We start from the raw sequence: 21,761 nt of genomic DNA, 5'->3' as shown, positions 1-21,761 counted from the left end.
AGGCCCTAAGTTAGGACGGATCACGGATGCCTTCACTTAAGGATCTGAAAAACCGGATCGCCTCCGTCAAGGCGACGCAGAAGATCACCAAGGCGATGAAAATGGTCGCCGCGGCGAAGCTTCGGCGTGCGCAGGAGGCGGCCGAGGCCGCCCGGCCTTATTCGCAGCGCATGGGTGCGGTTCTGGCGAACATCGCCAAGGCCGTCACCGATGCCGACGGCGCGCCGACATTGATGACCGGCACCGGCAAGGACCAGGTTCATCTGCTGGTGGTCTGCACGGCCGAACGCGGTCTTTGCGGCGGCTTCAATTCACAGATCGCCCGCTTTGCGCGCGACCATGTGCGCAGGCTGCTTGCCGAGGGCAAGACGGTGAAGATCTTCACCGTCGGCAAGAAGGGCTACGATATCCTTCGCCGCGAATATGCTTCGTTGATCATCGAGCGTAAGGAATTGCGCGACGTCAAGAAGATCGGCTTCGAGAATGCGGACCAGATCGGCAAGCGCATCATCGAGATGTACGGGGCTGGCGAATTCGACGTTTGCACGCTGTTCTATTCCGAGTTCAAGTCGGTGATCAGTCAGATCCCGACGGCGCAACAGCTCATCCCGGCTTCGACAGGCGCAGTGCAGGCCGAAGATGCGGCACATGCTGGCGCAGTCTACGAATATGAGCCGGATCCGGCGTCGATCCTCGAAGACTTGATCCCGCGCAACATCTCCGTCCAGATCTTCCGCGCGCTCCTTGAGAATGTCGCCGGCGAAATGGGCGCGAAGATGAGCGCCATGGACAATGCGACGCGTAATGCCGGTGAGATGATCAACAAACTGACGCTGAGCTACAACCGCCAGCGCCAGGCGCAGATCACCAAGGAACTCATTGAAATCATTTCGGGCGCGGAAGCGCTCTGAGGCTAGGAAAAGAGGGTCAGAAAATGGCTGAGGCAGCTACCCCCAAGATCGGCTCTGTCGGCAGGGTCACACAGGTTATCGGCGCCGTCGTCGACGTTGCTTTCGAAGGCGAACTGCCGAAGATCCTGAACGCGCTGGAAACCACCAACAACGGCGTCCGTCTGGTTCTCGAAGTTGCGCAGCACCTTGGCGAGAACGAAGTTCGTACGATCGCGATGGACTCCAGCGAAGGTCTCGTGCGCGGCCAGGAAGTCAGCGATACCGGTGCTCCGATCATGGTTCCGGTCGGCAACGAGACGCTCGGCCGTATCATGAACGTCATCGGCGAGCCGGTCGACGAAGCAGGCCCGCTGGTCACCACCCATAAGCGCGCCATCCACCAGGATGCGCCCTCCTATGTCGAGCAGTCGACGGAAGCGCAGATCCTCGTCACCGGCATCAAGGTCGTCGACCTTCTGGCGCCCTATGCACGCGGCGGCAAGATCGGCCTGTTCGGCGGCGCCGGCGTCGGCAAGACCGTTCTGATCATGGAACTGATCAACAACGTCGCCAAGGCGCATGGTGGTTACTCGGTTTTCGCGGGCGTCGGTGAACGCACTCGCGAAGGCAACGACCTCTACCATGAAATGATCGAATCGAACGTCAACAAGCATGGCGGCGGCGAAGGCTCGAAGGCGGCACTTGTTTACGGCCAGATGAACGAACCGCCGGGTGCCCGCGCCCGCGTCGCGCTGACCGGCCTGACGGTCGCCGAACATTTCCGCGACCAGGGCCAGGACGTCCTGTTCTTCGTCGACAACATCTTCCGCTTCACCCAGGCAGGTTCCGAAGTGTCGGCTCTGCTCGGCCGTATCCCGTCGGCCGTCGGCTATCAGCCGACGCTTGCCACCGACATGGGCCAGATGCAGGAGCGCATCACCACGACGACGACCGGCTCGATCACCTCGGTCCAGGCCATTTACGTTCCTGCCGACGACTTGACCGACCCGGCGCCGGCAACCTCGTTCGCGCATCTTGACGCGACGACGGTTCTGTCGCGCTCGATCGCCGAAAAGGGCATCTACCCGGCCGTCGATCCGCTCGACTCGACCTCGCGCATGCTCGACCCGATGGTCGTCGGCGAAGAGCATTACGAAGTCGCCCGTAAGGTCCAGTCGACGCTGCAGCGCTACAAGGCCCTGCAGGACATCATCGCCATCCTGGGCATGGACGAACTGTCCGAAGAGGACAAGATTGCCGTTGCCCGCGCCCGCAAGATCGAGCGTTTCCTGTCGCAGCCGTTCTTCGTCGCCGAAGTCTTCACCGGCTCGCCTGGCAAGCTGGTTGCGCTCGAAGACACGATCAAGGGCTTCAAGGGCCTCGTCAACGGCGAATACGATCACCTGCCGGAGGCGGCCTTCTACATGGTCGGCTCGATGGAAGAAGCGATCGAAAAGGCCAAGAAGCTCGCAGCTGCTTGATGAGCGACGCGCTAGACGAGATATTCTGCTGCGATCCCCTCAAAGGGGTCGTGGCGGATCTTCCGGAACCAGCCGCGCCGACCATCTATCGCGCCGATAACGGCGTGCTGATGATGGTGGTCGGTTTGGTCCAGAGCGAGGAAGGCCTCGGTTATCTCGACCAAGCGATAATGCACTGCCCGTTCTGCGGGACCCAATTGCAAGATGCGAAAGCCATAGCCGAGAAGGTAAGTCACTGATGGCTGACAATTTCAACTTTGAGCTCGTTTCGCCGGAGCGTCTGCTGCTGTCGGAAATGGTGACCGAGGTCGTCATTCCCGCGACGGAAGGCGAAATGACCGTCATGGCGCACCATGCGCCGACGATGACGACGGTCAAGCCGGGTCTCGTGAGCGTGCGTTCGGCCTCCGGCAAGAAGCAGGACTATGTCGTTTTCGGCGGTTTCGCCGATATCCTGCCGACTGGCTGCACATTGCTTGCCGAATCGGCCGTACCGGTCGAGGAACTCCACAAGGACGAGCTGACCCGCCGCATCGAGGCCGCCCGCAAGGAACTCGAACATGCCGAGCTGCACGAGCACAAGTCGAAGCTCGAGCACTTCATCATGGAACTGACGCATCTGAGCGGCATCGTCCAGCAGGATTGATCGCAATCGATTTTGCAACGATGAAAGGCGGCTTAACAGCCGCCTTTTTTGTGGTCGCTCATCTCTCGGGATGCGGCAGGCGCCTCCATCGGAGGCTTCAAACGAAGACGCGGCCCCTATGGCCGCTTTGCCGACATGTCGGATCGTCTCAGAAGCCGGTGCCGCCACGCAGCTCGATGACGAGCGTCTTCAATAAGATCTTCAAGTCGAGCAACAGGCTGAAATTCCGGACATAATAAATATCGCAGGCGATGCGGGCGCGGGCCTGCAGCGGCCGCGCCGTCGGGCCGCGCCAGCCGCGTGTCTGGGCAAGGCCGGTGATGCCGGGGCGCATGACGTGACGCTGGTGGTAGTCCGGCACCAGTTCCTCGTAGAGCCTGCCGGCTGCGCGCATATTGATCGCATGGCAGCGCGGACCGACCAGCGACATCTCGCCGATAAGGACGTTGAAAAGCTGCGGCAGCTCGTCGATATTGGTCCTTCGCAGCACCGCCCCGATGGATGTCATCCGGCTGTCGCCCTTGACGGTCTGCCGAATGCCGCTCGGATCACAATCTTCGGCGCGCATCGAGCGGAACTTGAAAACCACGATCTTCCGGCCGTTCAGTCCCCAGCGGATCTGGCGGAAAAATACCGGACCGCCATCGTCGAGTTTGATGAAGAGAGCGATCGCCAGAAAAAATGGCGCCAGCACGATGAGGGCGCTGACGGAGGCGACGATGTCGAACAGCCGCTTTACGCCCAGTCGCACAGCCATCTTTCTTTCGACAGGCGAAAAGCTGTTCGGCTGGCGAATGTTGGAGTTCGCGACAACCAGGGTCCTGGTCTTGTCCTGACGCTGAGACGGATCGAAGCGTGAATTCGTCTTCGAAGTAAAAGCATTCATTACGCAAGGTCCACAAGTTTAGCTGCGATACTGAACTACAGGGAGACAGATACATCCTCATGTATCGTTTGTCATCGGTATAATTAAGAATCATGTAACCCTAAAGAAGCCAAAAATGGGAGTATCTCGCGGCTAACCTTAACGCATTAGTTGAAATGGTGGGAAATTTATACTTTGAAAGGAGTAGCCCGATTGGGTTGAGGGGATGTCAGGCGGTTGCCGAGGTCGATCGCCGGTCTCTCCAGCAGGTGGTAGCTGAAGCTGGCGACGAGAAGGACAAGCGTTGCCGCCAGTCCGCAGGACTGCAGCCAGCCGGTGATGACATTGTCCGTGGAAACGCCGAACGAACCGGGGTCAAGCCGCTGGATCGATATCAGGATGATCTCCTGCCAGATATAGATGCCGAAGGAGATCTTGGCGATGTAGCGGACGGGTGCATTGTCGAGCAGCCTGCCCAGGTGCTGCGAATGGCAGAGCGCAACGAGCGCCGTTGCGATCGCCAGCGGAAAGACCGGGAAGCCATAGGGGATTTCGAGCCAGCCGTAGGCTTCAGGGGTGCCGCCGGGCGATATGACGAGGCGGTAGCCGGCAACGGCGAGGGCCAGCAGCGCTGCGGCATCGAACCAGAAGGACTGCCGTCTACTAAGCATGACCTCGACGCCGGCGGCGAACGCGCCGAGGGCGAAGACGGCGAAAAAACCGATCGGATTATATCGCGGCATCCACTCTTTCGCCCCGCCCTGGAGGCCGTATTGCCAGCCGCGTCCGATGTCGTCGAGCGGAAAGACGATGAGGATCAGCACATGGGCGAGGAGGACACCGGCGATGACGCAAAGCCAGGCAAAGCGGGCAAGCGGCGGGCGCTGCCGGAGCAGGGGTAAACGAAACAGCAGGAAAAAGCAGATCGGCAGCAGCACATAGCTGGTGACCTCGAAGGGAATCGACCAAAGCGGGCCGTCGGCTTCGACGGGAAACAATGTGCGCCAATGCCATTGGCTCATGAACAGCAGCCCGGAGACGTAGCGAAGTGTCAGCTCAGGCGTCAGCGGCAGGGCCAGCAGCGTCAGGCTGAGCGCGAAGCTGACGGTTGCGGCCACCCAGAAGCCCGGCGCGATGCGCGCCGCCCTGCGGATCGTGTAATGGCGCAGGCTCGGCATGTCGCGGCCGTCGTCGAGCGCGCGCCAGAAGGGATGGGCGAGAAGAAAGCCGCTGAGCACGAAGAAGATGGCAACGCCGAAATTGCCGAAGCGGAGGATCTGCGCAGCCGTTCCCAGTTCGTCGGGAATTCTGCGCATGTCCAGCCGGAGCGCCAGATGATGGACAAACACCAGCAGACAGGCCGTCGCGCGCAGAAAGTCCGCTCCGGCCAGTCTTTCCTGTTGTCGCATCCTGTTCCCCGCCTTACGGCGCCGCGTCTTTCAGCCGCACGGCGCTGTAACACTTTGAAGTGCTGCATCAGCTTTCTTATATCGCTTCCGATTTAAGAAATCATGCAGTGCCCGGTGGACTTTGCCGTGGAAAGCGGCGACGGGCGAGGTCGAGGCTCGAGGTCAGGCGAGGAGTTCGTTGGTGTAATAGCTGGAAAAATCCGGCTTCTCCTTGAGTGCGGCGCCATTCGCATCGACCAGAATGCCGTTCTCGAGCAGGAAGCCGCCGATGGCGTCGGCCTTTGCCGGGTCGAGCGTGCCGATCACGCCGGCCTCGGATTTCAGGAAGTGTCCTTCGATCAGCGCCTTCTGCGACGCTTTCACCAATTCGGTGTTCATCAGCGCGCCGTTGCTCTCGGATATCAGCAGCGCGCAGGCTTCGTCGGGATGATCGACGGAATAGGCATAACCCTTTCGCGTCGCCTGAATGAAAGCGCGGGCATTGTCCCGATTGGCCGAGAGATAGGCGTCGCTGGAGACGATGACCGTCGTCTGCTCGTCGGGAATGCCATAGTCGGAATAGTGGAAGCGGGCGATCTTCCGGTTTTCCAGTTCGGCGGCAACGCCTTCCCAGGTATAGATCTCCAGCGTGAAATCGATCGAGCCATTGTCCAGCGCCTCGTAGGCCGAGGTGCCGAGCGTGACGGTGTTGACCTCGCCTTTGCCGCCATCGTTGCGGATCATCGCGGAGACCAGTGCGCTCTCCCAGGTGCCGCCGAAGCCGCCATAGGTCTTGCCGTCGAGATCCTTGGGGCTCTTGATGTCGTCGCGTCCGCCCTTGAAGATCAGCCGCGCTGTTTCGGTCTGGACGACGCCGTAGACCATCTTCACGTCGCCGCCGGCGGCGCGCTGTGTGATGGCCTCGATCTCGCTGCTGATGCCGAAGTCGGCGACGCCGTTCGACACCAGCGTGCCGGCGCTGGTGTCGGTAAAGGGAAGAATTTCGACATCGAGGCCGGCGGCGGCATAGAAGCCCTTCGCCTTGGCGACATAGATGCCGATATGGTTGGTGTTGGGCGTCCAGTCGAGCGCGATGCGCGCCTTTGCGGGCGCTGACTGGGCGAAGGCGGGGCGGCCGGCAAGGCTTGCCGCGAGGGCGGCGAAGATCGTCTGGCGACGGGTGAGAAGCAGCATGGTGACCTCCTCAGGTCTCTGGAGCATGATGCCGAAAAGTGTGAGCAGTTTTCGGCATCATGCTCTAACTCTTTATATTGGCACAGGATTCAGATTTTAGACCGATCGGCCCAAAATCATCCTGTTCTAGCGGATGAAGCAGGGTTTGCAGGATTTCGGTTTCGATCGCCTGGGCCGCCGGCGAGCCGAGATCGGCAATGCTTCTCGGACGGGGCAGGGGAACGTGGAATTCGCGGATGATACGCGCCGGGCGGGCCGAAAGCACGTAGATACGGTCGGAGAGGAACACGGCCTCGCGGACGTCATGGGTGATCAGCAGCGCCGTCCAGCGGTGTTCGGTCCACATGCCCTGCAGCCATTCCTGGATCTGCGTGCGCGTCAGCGCGTCGAGCGCGCCGAACGGCTCGTCGAGCAGCAGCATGTCCTGGGTCTGGACGACGGTGCGCAACAGGGCGGCGCGCTGGCGCATGCCGCCGGATAATTCGGAGGGATAATGGTGTTCGAAACCGGCAAGGCCGAAGCGTTCGAATAGCGGCGCGACAGTGGCGCGCGCTGCCCGGCGGCTCATGCCCCGCACCTCGAGGCCAAGGGCGGCATTGTCGATGATCCGGCGCCAGGGCATCAGCGCATCGCGCTGCGGCATGAAGGCGAAGGAGTGCGGCGCCTCTTCCAGTGGCGCGCCGTTGAAAAGCACGGTGCCGGAATCGGGCCGAAGCGCCTGCGTCAGCAATCGGAGCACTGTCGATTTTCCGGAGCCGGACGGGCCGACGATCGAAACGAACTCGCCGCTTGCGACGCTGAGCGAAATATCGCCCAGCACCTTCATGCCGTCGAAGGATTTGGCGATATTCCGCAGCTCAACCATTGTATCGCTCATCGGCGCCGCTCCCCGGATGGTTGCCAGGGCATGACAAGGCGCTGGATCAAGAGCGTCAGGCCGAAGAGGCAGAGGGTGAGCACGGCGCTGACAACGACGGCGGCGAGCACCAGATCGGGACGGAAATTATTCTTGGCGTTGAGGATATAGATGCCGAGGCCGCGGGCGGCGCCGGCATATTCGGCAAAGATCGCGCCGACGACGGCATAGGTGATCGAGATCCGCAGGCCGGCGAAGAAATAGGGCAGCGCGGAGGGAAGCCGTGCCAGGCGGAAGATGCGCCAGCGGCTCGCTTTCATCGAGTTCAAAAGTTCGGCGATGTCGCGGTCGGTCGATTCATAGCCCTGCAGCAGGGCGACAAGCAGCGGGAAGAAGGTGACGAGCGCCACCAGCAGGATCTTCGGCAAGAGGCCGAAGCCAAACCAGAGGACGACAAGCGGCGCGATCGCCACCAGCGGCAGGGTCTGGCTGGCGATGAAGATCGGCAGCAATGCCCGGCGCATGAAAGGCATGAAATCCATGAGGATCGAAGCGGCGAAGGCGAAGGCAAGCGACAGCGCGAAACCGCCAAGCGTCGCGCCGAGCGTCGGCCAGGTGTTTGATATCAGCGCTTCGCGGTTCAGCCAGCCCTGGATGAGAATGCGCGAAGGCGCCGGCAGGATGGAAGGCTTGATGCCGGAAAGATCGACATAGACCTCCCATGCCGCCAGAAAGGCGAAGCCCGCGAGCAAGGCGGGCATTGCCCGATAGAGAGCGGCGCGGAGCGCTGCAAGACGCGAATGCGAAGGTCGTGGCAGTGTCATCAGCGTTTGATTTCGGTCTCGATGGGCAGCCGGTCGCTATCGGGATCGAGCGCCTTGACGGCATCGAGAATGATGCCGACGAGGTTGCCTGATATCGGATAGACTGACACTTCTGCGCTTGAGAACATCTGAACCTCGCTCCGCTGGCATTACCCAGATCAGCTTTGAAGGGTCCAGAGGCTTGCGCCTCACATCTCAGCCCCGGCGATACGGAGCTCCCCTGTATTTCGGCGGAAACTACCACCCGGGTTTTCTTCCCGCAACCGCAAAATTGCGAACCGGTCCGTCCAGTCGGAATGGATCTGATCTCAGGGAAACACCCGAGCGGAAGTCCCGCTCGGGTGTTCCTCGGTGGGCCCGTACCTGCCGGGAACGGGACCGCAGCTTGCTGCCTCAGGCGGCGATGTCGGCGTGCGCAAGGCGTCCGCGCTGGCGGGCGCCCGATCGGGCTTTACGATTGCAGGAGCAAGGGTTATAAAACCTCAACTAATATTGAGGTCAAGAGACATGGATCGGATTCCGGCAGCGCAGCCCGGCAAACTGCTGACGGTCGGTGAGGTGGCTGAGCGCAGCGGTCTTGCCGTTTCGGCGCTGCATTTCTACGAGACAAAGGGTTTGATCTCGAGCATCCGCTCCCGCGGCAACCAGCGGCGCTACGGGCGCGACGTACTTCGCCGCCTCGGCATCATTAAGGTGGCGCAGCGTGTCGGCATTCCGCTTGTGGAAATCCAGGCGGCGTTCCACTCGCTGCCGCAGGGGCGCACGCCGACGGCCGCGGACTGGCAGACGTTGTCGGCACGATGGAAGGACGATCTCGACGCGCGAATCGGCCAGCTCAGCCTGTTGCGCGACCGCCTGGCCGGCTGCATCGGCTGCGGCTGTCTGTCGATCGAAAGCTGTCCGCTGCGCAATCCCTGCGACCGGCTCGGCAAGGAAGGGCCGGGTGCGCGGCTGCTGCAGACCGAAAACTAGCCTTCGGGAGAGCCAAGTCTCTCCGGGAGAGCCAAGTCTTTCCGGGAGAGCCAAGTCTCTCCCGGAAAGATCGATGTCTGCCTTTCTTTCGGTCGCGGTGCTCATATGTTAAGGGCGAGTGACGCAACCGAGGAGGACGGCTTCGTGTTTCATCCAAGACTGTTTGAAAATCGCAATGTCGTCGTCACCGGCGCCGGCCGCGGCATCGGCCTGGAAGTCGCTCGGCAGTTTCTGGATTGCGGCGCGAAGGTCATCGTTCACACCGGGCGCAAGCCGGGGCGAGACCTGCCGGATTTCCTGCTGACGGCTGAATCGGAAAGACGGGCGCTGCTGCTGCATGCCGATTTCTCCGCCGCCGGCGGGGCGGCGCAATTTGCCGAAGATGTTCTCGCATTCTTCGACAAGGTGCATGTGCTCGTCAACAATGCCGGCACCATGCTCGGCCGTTTTCCGGCTGCGACGCTGACCGACGCGGAATATGAGGCGGTCATCCGGCTCAACCAGACATCGGTGGTGGCGCTGACGCGCGCCTTGCTGCCGGCATTGAAGGCGGCCGAGGGTGCTGCCGTCGTCAACACAGTTTCGATCTCGGCGCTGACCGGCGGCAGCCCCGGCTCCTCAATCTATTCGGCCTCGAAAGCCTTCGTTGCGACCTATTCGAAGGCGCTTGCCCGCGAGCTTGCCCCGGACGGCATCCGCGTCAACTGCGTCTCGCCGGGAACGATCGAGACGGATTTCCACGAGCGCTATTCCTCCAGGGAAAAACTGGAGCAGACCCGGAAATCCATCCCGTTGCAGCGGCTCGGCACGGCGGAGGATTGCGCTCCCGCCTATCTGTTCCTGGCAGCTCCCTTGCTGTCGGGATACATCACCGGCCAGGTGATCGAGATCAATGGCGGACAGCTTATCTGCTGATTTACTTGGACCTTTTTTGGCATTTCATCACTATTGACCAATTCGCTTGTGCGAATATGCTATTGTGCTGATCTACCACACCGCCTCCCTTCCGAGATATCGAATGCCGTTGCCTAAACCGGAGCCGGGGATGACCGGCCAGGACTTGCACATACTCGCTGGAAAAGCCCATGAAGCGAGCGATCTGCTGAAAGCTTTGGCGCATCACACCCGACTTCTGATCCTCTGCATACTGGCAAAACAGGAGCGGACGGTCGGGGAAATCGAAAATATTCTCGGCATACAGCAGGCGATGGTCTCGCAGCAGCTTGCGCGTTTGCGGCTCGAAGGTCTGGTCAATACGCGCCGTCAGGGCAGGCTGGTTTATTACAGTATCGGCAATGTCAGCGTGCTTGCCTTCCTCGAATCGCTGTTTGAGCTTTTCCCATTGTAGAAAACTGTTAAAGCGCGTCGCAAAGAACTTGCTTCATGCGACGCGCTTTAGTTTTTTGTGTTATGCATGTCGTCGTCCCAAAACCGCTGCACACTTTTGGGCGACATGCATTAGCACCGCCCTTGCGGAGCGTCGCTGCTATGTCGAAGATGAGGCCGGACGCGGAATGTCGCGGGAGACCGGATGATCGACAAGCTGGAATTCTTCATCGCCCTTGCCAATGAAAAACATTTCGGCCGCGCCGCCGAAGAATGCGGGATTTCACAGCCGACGTTGTCGGCCGCGATCCGGCAGCTCGAGGATCAGCTCGGCGTCATGCTGGTGCAGCGCGGCTCGCGGTTTCAGGGCTTGACGCCGGAAGGGCAGCGCGTGCTCGAATGGGCTCGCCGCATCGTCGGCGACGCCCGCACCATGCGCGAGGAGATGCGCGCCGCGCGCCGCGGTCTTTCCGGCCATATCCGTCTCGCCGCCATTCCGACGGCGCTCGCCATGCTGTCGCGCATCACCACGCCCTTTCAGGAGCGGCATCCCGGCGTCACCTTCTCGATCGTCTCACGCAATTCGCTGCAGGTGCTGAGCATGCTCGAAAACCTCGAAATCGATGCCGGCATCACCTATCTCGAAAATGAACCGCTCGGCCGTGTCACCAGCGTTCCGCTCTATGCCGAGCGTTACCATCTGATCACGGCTGCAGGCAGCCCGCTGTCCGATCGCGACAATGTGACCTGGAAGGAGGTCGGCGATCTTCGGCTTTGTCTATTGACCGCCGACATGCAGAACCGCCGAATCATCAATCGGCACCTGACGGAAGCAGGCGCAAGTGTGCATCCGACGCTCGAATCCAATTCGATGATCGTGCTGTTTTCGCATGTTCGAACCGGACGCTGGGCGAGCATCATGCCGCGCAATGTCGCCAAATCTTTTGGTTTTCCAGTGGAAATCCGGATGATTCCGATCGTCGAACCGGAAGCGCATCATCTGGTCGGGCTCGTAGCGCCTTATCGTGAACCCTTCACGCCGCTCGTCTCGGCCTTGCTGCACGAAGCGCGGGTGCTCGTGAGGGACGAGGAACTCTGATAGGAAAAATCTATCGATCCACAGGATAGCTTTATTGATCACGCTCGGCTTCCCTGAGATGCTGGTTATGGAATGGTGATTGGCTGGGGGAGTCTGCCATTCCTGTAACGAGCAAGCGGCTGGGAGGGCTGCCTTATGACCATTCATATCGCCGAAGGCGATATCACAGCGCGCACCCGTGCCATCGTCGCCGAGCTTCGCTTCCTTGAAGGGCCGCTGCTTCCCATTCTGCACGAGGTTCAGGAAGAATTCGGCTATGTGCCGCAGGAGGCCGTGCCTGTGATAGCGGAGGAACTGAACCTTTCCCGCGCCGAGGTGCATGGCGTGGTGACCTTCTATCATGATTACCGCGACCATCCGGCCGGCCGGCATGTGCTGAAGCTCTGTCGGGCCGAGGCCTGTCAGTCGATGGGCGGCGATGCGGTGGCCGAACGTGTGAAGACGCTGCTCGGCATCGATTTTCACCAGACGACGCTCGACGGCAGTGTGACGCTGGAACCGGTCTACTGCCTCGGGCTCTGCGCCTGCGCCCCGTCGGCGATGCTCGACGGCGAGGTCTACGGCCGGATCGACGATCAGACGGCGGCCGAACTCGTTGCGGAGGCACGCCGATGACAGTCAGGATTTATGTTCCGCGCGATGCCGCTGCGCTGGCGCTCGGGGCCGAAAAGGTGGCAAAGGCGATTGCCCAGGAGATCGCCGCCCGCGGCCTTGATGCCGAGATCGTGCGCAACGGCTCGCGCGGAATGTTCTGGCTGGAGCCGCTGGTCGAGGTCGAGCTTGCCGGCAAGCGCATCGGCTACGGACCGGTGAAGGCAAAGGATGTGTCCGTTCTGTTCGATGCCGGGATCATCGATGGCGGCGATCACCCGCTCTGTCTCGGGGAGGTTGAAGACCTCCCGTTCCTGAAGGAACAGACCCGCCTGACCTTCGCCCGCTGCGGCGTCACCGATCCGCTGTCGCTGGCCGATTACGAAGCGCATGGCGGCCTTGCCGGCCTTCGCCGCGCCGTTTCGATGGCGCCTGCCGAAATCGTCAAGGAAGTCACCGATTCCGGCCTTCGCGGCCGTGGCGGCGCGGGTTTCCCCACCGGCATCAAGTGGAAGACGGTTCTCGATGCCGCCGGCGACCGCAAATATATCGTCTGCAACGCCGACGAGGGCGACAGCGGCACCTTTGCCGACCGGATGATCATGGAGGGTGATCCCTTCGTGCTGATCGAGGGCATGGCGATATCAGGACTTGCTACCGGCGCCACGAAGGGCTTCGTCTACACGCGTTCGGAATATCCGCACGCCATCGCTGCGATGACCGAGGCTGTCGCCATCGCGCGCCAAGCCGGGATACTCGGCCCTTCGGTGCTCGGCTCCGGCCGCGCCTTCGATATCGAGGTGCGGACCGGCGCCGGCGCCTATGTCTGCGGCGAGGAGACGGCGCTGCTGAACAGCCTCGAAGGCAAGCGCGGCGTCGTGCGCGCCAAGCCGCCGTTGCCGGCGCATAAGGGGCTGTTTGACTGTCCGACCGTCATCAACAATGTGATCTCGCTCGCCTCAGTGCCTGTCATCATGGAGAAGGGTGCGGCCTTCTATCGCGATTTCGGGATGGGCCGCTCGCGCGGCACCATCCCGCTACAGATCGCCGGCAATATCAGATATGGCGGTCTTTACGAAACGGCCTTCGGTCTTGCGCTCGGCGATATCGTCGACAGGATCGGCGGCGGTACGGCGACAGGACGGCCGGTCAAGGCCGTGCAGGTCGGTGGGCCGCTCGGGGCCTATTTCCCGCGGGCACTGTTCGACACGCCGTTCGATTACGAAGCCTTCGCTGCAAGGGACGGGCTGATCGGCCATGCCGGCATCGTCGTCTTCGACGACACAGCCGACATGCTGAAGCAGGCGCGTTTCGCCATGGAATTCTGCGCCGTCGAAAGCTGCGGCAAGTGCACGCCCTGCCGCATCGGCTCGACGCGCGGCGTCGAGACGGCCGACAAGATCGCCCATGGCATCGAGCCGGAGAAGAACCGGGCGCTGCTCACCGATCTCTGCAATACGATGAAATTCGGCTCGCTCTGCGCGCTCGGCGGTTTCACGCCCTATCCGGTCATGAGCGCCATGACGCATTTCCCGGAGGATTTTTCGCCGGCGCCGATGGTGGAGGCTGCGGAATGATGGCCTTCTACCCGTCAGCTCCCTCCGAATTGCTCATTTTCACTTCCAGACAGGAGGCCGACCATGTCTCTCATCCATGAAATCGACTACGGCACTCCTGCTTCGACATCCGAGGTGATGGTGACACTCACCATCGATGGGCAGCAGATCAGCGTGCCGGAGGGCACCTCGATCATGCGCGCTTCGATGGAGGCCGGCATCACGGTGCCGAAGCTCTGCGCCACCGACATGATCGACGCCTTCGGTTCCTGCCGGCTCTGTCTCGTCGAGATCGAGGGCCGGGCGGGCATGCCTGCCTCCTGCACGACGCCGGTGGCGGCCAACATGGTGGTGCACACGCAGACGGGACGGCTGAAGGATGTTCGCCGCGGCGTGATGGAGCTTTATATTTCCGACCACCCGCTCGACTGTCTGACCTGCGCTGCCAACGGCGATTGCGAATTGCAGGACATGGCGGGCGCCGTCGGCCTGCGTGACGTGCGCTACGGCTATGACGGCGACAACCACATCAGGGCGCGCAACAATGGCGAGATCAATCTGAAATGGACGCCGAAGGACGAATCCAATCCCTATTTCACCTTTGATCCCTCCAAGTGCATCGTATGTTCGCGCTGCGTGCGCGCCTGCGAAGAGGTGCAAGGCACTTTCGCGCTGACGATCGAGGGGCGCGGTTTCGGCTCCAAGGTTTCCTCGGGTGCGCATGAAGCTTTCATCGATTCCGAATGTGTCTCTTGCGGCGCCTGCGTCCAGGCCTGCCCGACGGCGACGCTGACGGAGAAGTCGGTGATAGAGATCGGCCAGCCCGAGCATTCGGCCATCACCACCTGCGCCTATTGCGGTGTCGGCTGTTCCTTCAAGGCGGAGATGCGCGGCGAGGAGCTGGTGCGCATGGTGCCGTGGAAGGATGGCCAGGCCAATCGCGGCCATTCCTGCGTCAAGGGCCGCTTTGCTTACGGCTATTCCTCCCATAAGGACCGCATCCTCAACCCGATGATCCGCGAAAAGGTCAGCGATCCCTGGCGGGAGGTGAGCTGGGACGAGGCCTTCGCGCATGTGGCGTCGGAGTTCCGCCGTATTCAGTATCAGTATGGCCGCGAGTCGATCGGCGGCATCACCTCGTCGCGCTGCACCAATGAGGAAACCTATCTGGTGCAGAAGCTGGTCCGCGCCGGCTTCGGCAACAACAATGTCGATACCTGCGCCCGCGTCTGCCATTCGCCGACTGGCTACGGTCTCGGCCAGGCCTTCGGCACCTCGGCCGGCACGCAGAACTTCGACAGCGTCGAGTATTCCGATGTTGTCGTCATCATCGGTGCCAACCCGACGGACGGCCATCCGGTATTCGCCTCGCGGCTGAAGAAGCGGCTGCGCCAGGGCGCCAAGCTCATCGTCATCGATCCGCGCCGCACCGATATCGTCCGGTCGCCGCATATCGAGGCTTCTTACCATCTGCCGCTGAAGCCCGGCACCAATGTCGCTGTCATGACGGCGCTGGCGCATGTGATCGTCACCGAAGGGCTCTATGACGAGGCGTTTATCCGCGAGCGCTGCGACTGGTCGGAATTCGAGGACTGGGCTGGTTTCGTCGCCGAACCGGCGCACAGCCCCGAAGAGACCGAGATCTTCACCGGCGTACCGGCGGCGGATCTGCGCGGCGCGGCAAGGCTCTATGCCAAGGGCGGCAACGGCGCGATCTATTACGGTCTCGGCGTCACCGAACACAGCCAGGGCTCGACCACCGTCATCGCGATCGCCAATCTGGCGATGGCGACCGGCAATATCGGCCGCCCCGGCGTCGGCGTGAACCCGTTGCGCGGCCAGAACAATGTGCAGGGCTCCTGCGACATGGGCTCCTTCCCGCACGAACTGCCCGGCTACCGGCACATTTCCGACGATGCGACGCGCGATATCTTCGAAAAGCTCTGGGGCGTGAAGATCAACAACGAGCCGGGCCTGCGCATTCCCAACATGCTGGATGCGGCGGTCGACGGTTCCTTCAAGGGTCTCTACGTTCAGGGCGAGGACATTCTCCAGTCCGATCCCGATACGAAACATGTCGCGGCCGGACTGGCCGCGATGGAATGCGTCGTCGTGCAGGACCTGTTCCTCAACGAGACCGCCAATTACGCTCATGTCTTCCTGCCGGGCTCGACCTTCCTCGAGAAGGACGGCACCTTCACCAATGCCGAGCGCCGCATCAACCGCGTGCGCAAGGTGATGACGCCGCGCAACGGTTATGGCGACTGGGAAGTGACACAGAAGCTTGCCCGGGCGATGGGACTCGACTGGAACTACAATCATCCGTCGGAGATCATGGACGAGATCGCGGCGACCACGCCGAGTTTCGCGCTTGTAAGCTACGACTATCTCGAAAAGATGGGCTCGGTGCAGTGGCCCTGCAACGAGAAGAACCCGCTCGGCTCGCCGATCATGCATGTCAACGGATTCGTGCGCGGCAAGGGCAAGTTCATCCGCACCGAATATGTGGCGACCGACGAGCGCACCGGTCCGCGCTTCCCGCTGCTGCTCACCACCGGTCGCATCCTCAGCCAGTACAATGTCGGGGCGCAGACGCGGCGGACCGAGAATGTCGTCTGGCATGCGGAAGACCGGCTGGAAATCCATCCGCACGATGCCGAGCAGCGCGGCGTTCGCGACGGCGACTGGGTGAAGCTCGGCAGCCGCTCCGGCGACACGACGCTCCGGGCACTGATCACCGATCGTGTGGCGCCGGGTGTCGTCTATACGACCTTCCATCACCCCAATACGCAGGCGAACGTCATCACCACCGACTTTTCCGACTGGGCGACGAACTGCCCGGAATACAAGGTGACGGCGGTGCAGGTCTCGCCCTCCAACGGCCCGAGCGACTGGCAGATGGAATATGACGAGCAAGCGCGGCAATCGCGCCGGATCGCCGGAAAGCTCGAGGCAGCGGAGTGACGATGGGGGGACGGGCTGGCGTTGACGGTGAGGCGGAGGAGGGTGTTTTTCACCCTTTTGCCGCATGGTAGATTTCCCCACCACCGCCCGCGCCGCCGAAACCGCCCGCCGCAATGGCTTGATGCACAGCGGCTCTCGCATCGTGCCGGAAGAGGTGCCGGTCGCCTTTTCCTATGGCGGCAGCTCGCATGCGGTGATGATGGCGACGCCTGCCGATCTTGAGGATTTTGCCGTCGGCTTCAGCCTGACCGAAGGGATCATCGCGAAGCGGGTGGAGATATCCGGCATCGAGGTCGTCGCGGGTGAGCAGGGGATCGATGTGCAGGTGAGCCTGGTCGACGACGTCGCCGATCGGCTGCGGGCACGCCGCCGCAGCATGGCGGGGCCGGTCGGCTGCGGCCTCTGCGGCATCGAATCGATCGAGCAGGCGGTGCGGCCGGTGCCGCATGTCTCGGCATCGCCGCTGGCGTTGTCGCATGCCGATATCGTTCGCGCCGTTTCGCTTTTGAACGAGGCGCAGCTGCTGCATCGGGAGACGCGGGCGGTGCATGGCGCCGGCTTCTATCTTCCGGCTAAGGGATTGCTTGCGGTCCGCGAAGATGTCGGCCGGCACAATGCGCTGGACAAGCTTTGTGGCGCCGTCATCGGCCTTGGCGAAAGAGGCGGAGACGGCGCCGTCGTCGTCACCAGCCGGCTCTCGGTCGAGATGGTGCAGAAGGCGGCGATCCTTGGCAGTCCGGTGCTGATTGCCATTTCAGCGCCGACCGCTCTGGCCATCCGCACGGCCGAAGCGGCCGGCATGACGCTCGTTGCGCTGGTGCGCGGCGAGGATTTCGAGATTTTCACCCACCCGCACCGCATCTTGCCCGGAAGCATCGCCGATGTCGCATGATACCAAGACCAAGCTCGTTTATATGGCAAACCAGATCGCCACCTTCTTCAAGAGCCAGCCGGCAAGCGAGGCCGTCGAGGGGGTCGCGAATCATATCAACAAATTCTGGGAGCCGCGCATGCGGCGGCAATTGTTCGAAATCCTGCAAAACGAGGAGAATGGTCTGGATGCGCTGGTGCGTCAGGCTGCTCCCTTGATCCGAAAGCCCGAGCCGGAAGCAAACCAGGCCCGGTAGTGCGGCGGGGGAAGACTGACGTCAAAACTCTTCCCAGCTCTGTGCGGTTGCAGCAGTTGCGCCGTGCGCTTTTGCGACACGGGAAACGAGATGCAATGCTGGCGAGGCTATCTGTCTTGCCTCGGGCCTGCCGGCAATCTGCTGGGCCTGGGCGCGGGTCTGGCCGGGCAGGCGGAATCTTGCCAGCAGGACCCGCAGCATTTCGGCTTCCTTTGCCAGGCTATGGCTGGCGGCGGTGCTCTCCTCGACCATGGCGGCATTCTGCTGGGTTGCCTGGTCCAGCGTATTGACCGCCTGGTTGATTTCCTTGAGGCCGGTTGCCTGTTCCCGTGAAGCTTCGACGATAGCAACGACGTTGCCGTTGATATCGCCGACCTGTGTGACGATCTCCTCGAGCGCCTTACCGGTCTGACCGACGAGGCCGACACCGTTCTTGACGAGGTCGCTCGAGCTGTTGATCAGCGCCTTGATCTCCTTCGCCGCCTTGGCGGAGCGCTGGGCGAGTTCGCGGACTTCCTGGGCGACGACCGCAAAGCCCTTGCCGGCTTCGCCGGCGCGGGCGGCTTCGACGCCGGCATTCAAGGCCAAAAGATTGGTCTGGAAGGCGATATCGTCGATGACGCCGATGATGTTGGTGATTTCGCGCGAGGATTGTTCGATCTGGTCCATGGCGGCGACGGCGTTGCGGACCACGACGCCCGATTGTTCGGCGCCCTGCTTCGTTACGGCGACAAGGCGGCCCGCCTCATCGGCGCGGCGGCTGGAATCGTTGACGGTGGTGGTGATTTCCTCCAGCGCGGCTGCCGTCTCCTCGATCGATGCGGCCTGCTGTTCCGTCCGCTTGGAGAAGGAATCCGCCGATGCGCCGATTTCGCTCGACCCGGCGGCGATCGCAACGGCATTCTCGCCGATCGTCTTCATCGTCTCGGCAAGACCTCTGACCGCGGTATTGAAATCATGGCGCAACTGCTCCATCGAGGGGACGAAGGGCGTGTCCACCGTCCTTGTCAGATCCCCTTCGGAAAGCTGACGCAACGCGCCGCCGAGCAGGGAAATCGCGCTCATCCGCTGGGTGACGTCGGTTGCGAATTTCACGACCTTGTAGACCTTGCCGTCGGCATCGACGATCGGGTTGTAAGCCGCCTGGATCCAGATTTCGCGGCCGCCCTTGCCGAAACGCACGAATTCGTTGGCGATGAATTCGCCATTGGCAAGACGCTGCCAGAAGCTGCTGTATTCCTCAGTCCTGACATAGGCGGGATCACAGAAGATGCTGTGATGTTTGCCGGCGATTTCGGCCAGCGAATATCCCATGGCCTGACAGAAATTCTCGTTCGCCGTCAGGATCTCGCCGTTGGGCTTGAATTCGATTACCGCCTGCGAGCGCGAGATCGCTTCCAGTTTGCCGGAATCCTCGATTGCCTTCCTCTTCGTGGCGGTGACGTCGGTCGCGAACTTCACGACCTTGAATGGCTTTCCGCCTTTTGAAACCGGATTATAGGAAGCCCGGATCCATATCTCCCGGTTGCCCTTGCCAAGACGCTTGTAAGCGCCGGCATCATATTGCCCGCGTCCGAGCCGCGCCCAGAATTCGCGGTACTCCGCGGTTGCTGTATAGGCCGGCTCGCAGAACATGCTGTGGTGCTTGCCGACGATTTCGCTCAGGCTGTAACCCAGCGCTTTGCAGAAATTCTCGTTCGCCGTCAGGATATTTCCCTTGAGATCGAATTCGATGATCGCCTGCGATCTGGAGATGGCGTCAAGAATGTATTTCGAATCGGAAGATAGACCAAACATTCCTGTCCCTTTGAGATGCACAGCTTCCGCTGTTTCGGCTGGAGAAGCGAGGGGGCGGCTGAGGTATACCGGTGCCGGGAAGAACCGCTCGCCGGTTATCTCCCCTGTACCGGAGACTCATCATCCGTATGCTTCATCACCATGCTGAGGGAGCGTGGTTAATATTACGTATAAAAGCTGTTGCTAATAATAAAATGTGAAGTCGGCGACCGCGGCGATTTCCCTGGACGTGCAGCAAAAAACCGCCCGGGGGGCGGTTTTCAATATCGGAATTGTCTTGATGGCAATCAGGCCGCCAGTTCATCCGTCTCGTTTTCCTTGAACATCTTGGCGAGGTTCAGGAAGCAGATCATGCCATTTTCCGAAGCGATGATGCCTTCGCAATAGGCGCGGTCGAAGGAGGCGGTCACCTCAGGCACGGGCTGGACCTGGCTGGAGGAGATGGTGAGAATATCCGAGACGCGGTCGACGAGCATGCCGATGACCATGCTGTGAACTTCGGCGACGACAATGGCGCTGCGTTCGTTGGCGACGGTGCTCTTCATGCCGAGCTTGTAGGCAAGATCGATAATCGGGATCACCGAGCCGCGCAGGTTCATGACGCCGATGACATCGGCCGGCGCATGCGGGATCGGCGTCGACGGCGCCCAGCCGCGAATTTCGCGGATGGTCGTGGTCTTGACGCAGAATTCCTGATCATGCAGGCGGAAGGCAATGATCTCGAGCGTATCGCCGCTGAAGCTAGTGGAATTGATCGTGGTCATAGAATTCTTCCCAACTGTCGTAAGCCAGGGCAGAAGCGGGCGCGCCACCATTGGCGCGGACGAGCTTTGCCTTCACACCACGCGATGGCTTTGCGCTCGGCCAAGCATCGTTACGGTTACGACGACATTAGCGAAAGAGTGTTGCCCAAATCTAAATCGGGAGCGGTATTGCGAAGGTTTTCAGCCCCGATTGACGTCAGCCTATCGTCTTTTCGATCTGCGAGACCGCCCAGTCCACCTGTTCCCTGGTGATGACCAGTGGTGGAGCGAGGCGAATCGTATGGTCGTGCGTATCCTTGGCGAGCAGGCCGCGTTCCTTCAGCGCATGGCAATATTGCCGCGCGCCGCCGGCTTCGGGCTCCAGTTCGATCGCCAGCATCAGCCCGCGGCCGCGCACCTCCCGGACGATGTTCGAACGGATAGATCGGAGGCCTTCGAGGAAATAGTCGCCCATATCGGCGGCATTCTCGATCATGCCCTCGTCCGTCAGCACCTTCAGCGCGGTGCGCGCCACCGCGCAGGCAAGCGGGTTGCCGCCGAAGGTCGAGCCGTGCTGGCCGGGTTTCAGCACCCCCAGTACCTCGGAATTCGATAGCACGGCCGACACCGGGTAGAAGCCGCCGGACAGCGCCTTGCCGATCAGCGTTACATCGGCCTCGATGCCTTCATGTTCCTCCGCCAGCAGCTTGCCGGTGCGGCCGAGTCCGGTCTGGATCTCATCGAGGATGAGGGTGACGTTGTTATCAGTGCAAAGCTCGCGAATGCGGGTGAAATACCCGGCCGGCGGGATGATGACGCCGGCTTCCCCCTGAATCGGCTCGATCAGCGCTGCGACCGTGTTGCCGTTGATGGCGGCCTCGAAGGCCTCGGCATCGCCGAAGGGAATGGTGCGGAAGCCCGGCGTGTAAGGGCCAAAGCCGGTGCGGGCGTCGGGATCGGTGGAGAAACTGATGATGCTCAGCGTCCGGCCATGGAAATTATCGGCGCAGACGATGATCTCCGCCTGGCCTTCCGGGACGCCCTTGACCTCGTATCCCCATTTGCGCACCGCCTTGATGGCGGTCTCCACGGCTTCGGCGCCTGAGTTCATCGGCAGGATCTTGTGCGAGCCGGTCAGCGCCGCCAGTTCCTCATAGAGATAGGCGAGCTGGTCGTTGCGGAAGGCGCGGGAGGTGAGCGTCAATCTCCCCGCCTGCTCGACCATGGCGGCGAGGATCTTCGGATGGCAATGGCCCTGGTTGACGGCGGAATAGGCCGAGAGGCAATCGAGATAACGATTGCCGTCGGTATCCCAGACATGAACACCTTCGCCGCGCGTCAGCACCACGTCGAGCGGCTTGTAGTTGTGGGCGCCGAGCCGCTGTTCGGTGGCGATCAGTTTTTCCGAGGTGTTCATGGTTCTTCCCTCCTTTATGCAGCGC

21 protein-coding genes, 1 pseudogene and 1 riboswitch are annotated in these 21,761 nt (G+C 61.6%); of the genes and pseudogenes, 13 read left to right on the top strand and 9 right to left on the bottom strand.

Annotated elements, in window-relative coordinates:
- The first annotated feature begins 26 nt into the window (after positions 1-26).
- The 4 genes from BBJ66_RS32130 to BBJ66_RS32115 are packed head-to-tail and all read left to right on the top strand — an operon-like array spanning position 27 to position 3,017.
- A complete protein-coding gene (locus BBJ66_RS32130) occupies positions 27-911 on the top strand; it encodes a F0F1 ATP synthase subunit gamma (RefSeq protein ID WP_049733473.1) in 885 nt (294 codons plus the stop codon).
- A gap of 23 nt (positions 912-934) precedes the next feature.
- Positions 935-2,371, top strand: coding sequence for a F0F1 ATP synthase subunit beta (atpD, locus tag BBJ66_RS32125; RefSeq protein WP_049733474.1), 1,437 nt, complete (start codon positions 935-937; stop codon positions 2,369-2,371).
- Positions 2,371-2,610, top strand: a complete 240-nt coding sequence (locus BBJ66_RS32120) for a hypothetical protein (RefSeq protein ID WP_071093262.1) — start codon at positions 2,371-2,373, stop codon at positions 2,608-2,610. Before atpD ends, BBJ66_RS32120 begins: the two co-directional genes overlap by 1 nt.
- Positions 2,610-3,017, top strand: coding sequence for a F0F1 ATP synthase subunit epsilon (locus BBJ66_RS32115; protein ID WP_049733476.1), 408 nt, complete (start codon positions 2,610-2,612; stop codon positions 3,015-3,017). Before BBJ66_RS32120 ends, BBJ66_RS32115 begins: the two co-directional genes overlap by 1 nt.
- Positions 3,018-3,165: 148 nt before the next feature.
- Here the strand turns inward: BBJ66_RS32115 and BBJ66_RS32110 are convergent, their stop codons facing one another.
- The 6 genes and pseudogenes from BBJ66_RS32110 to BBJ66_RS35725 form a co-directional block, all read right to left on the bottom strand.
- Positions 3,166-3,903, bottom strand: a complete 738-nt coding sequence (locus BBJ66_RS32110; RefSeq protein WP_049733477.1) for a sugar transferase — start codon at positions 3,901-3,903, stop codon at positions 3,166-3,168.
- Positions 3,904-4,070: 167 nt separating this feature from the next.
- Complete coding sequence (locus BBJ66_RS32105) at positions 4,071-5,291, bottom strand: acyltransferase family protein (protein ID WP_071093260.1); 1,221 nt, start codon at positions 5,289-5,291, stop codon at positions 4,071-4,073.
- Between the two features lie 162 nt (positions 5,292-5,453).
- Positions 5,454-6,464, bottom strand: coding sequence for an ABC transporter substrate-binding protein (locus BBJ66_RS32100; protein ID WP_071093259.1), 1,011 nt, complete (start codon positions 6,462-6,464; stop codon positions 5,454-5,456).
- A 64-nt stretch (positions 6,465-6,528) separates the two neighbouring features.
- On the bottom strand, positions 6,529-7,341 hold the full coding sequence (locus tag BBJ66_RS32095) for an ABC transporter ATP-binding protein (protein WP_071093256.1): 813 nt from the start codon (positions 7,339-7,341) through the stop codon (positions 6,529-6,531).
- A complete protein-coding gene (locus BBJ66_RS32090; protein ID WP_049733481.1) occupies positions 7,338-8,144 on the bottom strand; it encodes an ABC transporter permease in 807 nt (268 codons plus the stop codon). The genes BBJ66_RS32095 and BBJ66_RS32090 overlap by 4 nt, the downstream gene beginning before the upstream one ends.
- A gap of 11 nt (positions 8,145-8,155) precedes the next feature.
- Positions 8,156-8,272: pseudogene (locus tag BBJ66_RS35725) on the bottom strand (YkoF family thiamine/hydroxymethylpyrimidine-binding protein); the annotation flags it as partial.
- Positions 8,263-8,376, bottom strand: a riboswitch (TPP riboswitch). It overlaps the preceding pseudogene by 10 nt.
- 275 nt (positions 8,377-8,651) lie before the next feature.
- Here BBJ66_RS35725 and soxR point away from each other — a divergent pair.
- From soxR to BBJ66_RS32045, 9 genes are all read left to right on the top strand, one after another.
- Entirely contained in the window at positions 8,652-9,116 is a 465-nt protein-coding gene (gene soxR, locus BBJ66_RS32085; RefSeq protein ID WP_049733482.1) for a redox-sensitive transcriptional activator SoxR, read from the top strand.
- Between the two features lie 144 nt (positions 9,117-9,260).
- Positions 9,261-10,031, top strand: a complete 771-nt coding sequence (locus BBJ66_RS32080; RefSeq protein WP_049733483.1) for an SDR family NAD(P)-dependent oxidoreductase — start codon at positions 9,261-9,263, stop codon at positions 10,029-10,031.
- A gap of 103 nt (positions 10,032-10,134) precedes the next feature.
- On the top strand, positions 10,135-10,464 hold the full coding sequence (locus BBJ66_RS32075) for an ArsR/SmtB family transcription factor (RefSeq protein WP_049733484.1): 330 nt from the start codon (positions 10,135-10,137) through the stop codon (positions 10,462-10,464).
- Positions 10,465-10,647: 183 nt separating this feature from the next.
- Positions 10,648-11,541 carry a LysR family transcriptional regulator gene (locus tag BBJ66_RS32070; protein WP_049733485.1) on the top strand — a complete coding sequence of 298 codons (894 nt, stop codon included), beginning with the start codon at positions 10,648-10,650 and terminating at the stop codon, positions 11,539-11,541.
- 135 nt (positions 11,542-11,676) lie between these two features.
- Positions 11,677-12,156, top strand: a complete 480-nt coding sequence (locus BBJ66_RS32065) for a formate dehydrogenase subunit gamma (RefSeq protein ID WP_049733486.1) — start codon at positions 11,677-11,679, stop codon at positions 12,154-12,156.
- Positions 12,153-13,709: a formate dehydrogenase beta subunit gene (locus tag BBJ66_RS32060; protein WP_049733487.1), complete on the top strand. Its 1,557-nt coding sequence runs from the start codon at positions 12,153-12,155 to the stop codon at positions 13,707-13,709. The genes BBJ66_RS32065 and BBJ66_RS32060 overlap by 4 nt, the downstream gene beginning before the upstream one ends.
- A gap of 63 nt (positions 13,710-13,772) precedes the next feature.
- Complete coding sequence (fdhF, locus tag BBJ66_RS32055) at positions 13,773-16,652, top strand: formate dehydrogenase subunit alpha (RefSeq protein ID WP_049733488.1); 2,880 nt, start codon at positions 13,773-13,775, stop codon at positions 16,650-16,652.
- Positions 16,653-16,716: 64 nt separating this feature from the next.
- Entirely contained in the window at positions 16,717-17,544 is an 828-nt protein-coding gene (gene fdhD, locus BBJ66_RS32050; protein WP_071093254.1) for a formate dehydrogenase accessory sulfurtransferase FdhD, read from the top strand.
- A complete protein-coding gene (locus BBJ66_RS32045; protein ID WP_049733490.1) occupies positions 17,534-17,779 on the top strand; it encodes a formate dehydrogenase subunit delta in 246 nt (81 codons plus the stop codon). The genes fdhD and BBJ66_RS32045 overlap by 11 nt, the downstream gene beginning before the upstream one ends.
- 21 nt (positions 17,780-17,800) lie before the next feature.
- Here BBJ66_RS32045 and BBJ66_RS32040 read toward each other — a convergent pair whose 3' ends face one another.
- The 3 genes from BBJ66_RS32040 to rocD form a co-directional block, all read right to left on the bottom strand.
- Positions 17,801-19,576 (bottom strand): methyl-accepting chemotaxis protein, encoded by a 1,776-nt coding sequence (locus BBJ66_RS32040; protein WP_071093252.1) that lies wholly within the window; start codon positions 19,574-19,576, stop codon positions 17,801-17,803.
- A 287-nt stretch (positions 19,577-19,863) separates the two neighbouring features.
- Positions 19,864-20,340 (bottom strand): chemotaxis protein CheW, encoded by a 477-nt coding sequence (locus tag BBJ66_RS32035; protein WP_003567163.1) that lies wholly within the window; start codon positions 20,338-20,340, stop codon positions 19,864-19,866.
- Between the two features lie 196 nt (positions 20,341-20,536).
- Positions 20,537-21,736 (bottom strand): ornithine--oxo-acid transaminase, encoded by a 1,200-nt coding sequence (gene rocD, locus BBJ66_RS32030; protein ID WP_071093250.1) that lies wholly within the window; start codon positions 21,734-21,736, stop codon positions 20,537-20,539.
- Positions 21,737-21,761: the final 25 nt, after the last annotated feature.

This window comes from Rhizobium sp. RSm-3, from assembly GCF_001854685.1.
Taxonomy (GTDB): Bacteria; Pseudomonadota; Alphaproteobacteria; order Rhizobiales; family Rhizobiaceae; genus Rhizobium; species Rhizobium ecuadorense.
Note: the sequence above shows the minus strand (reverse complement) of the source record. Positions and strands in the feature narration are given on the sequence as shown.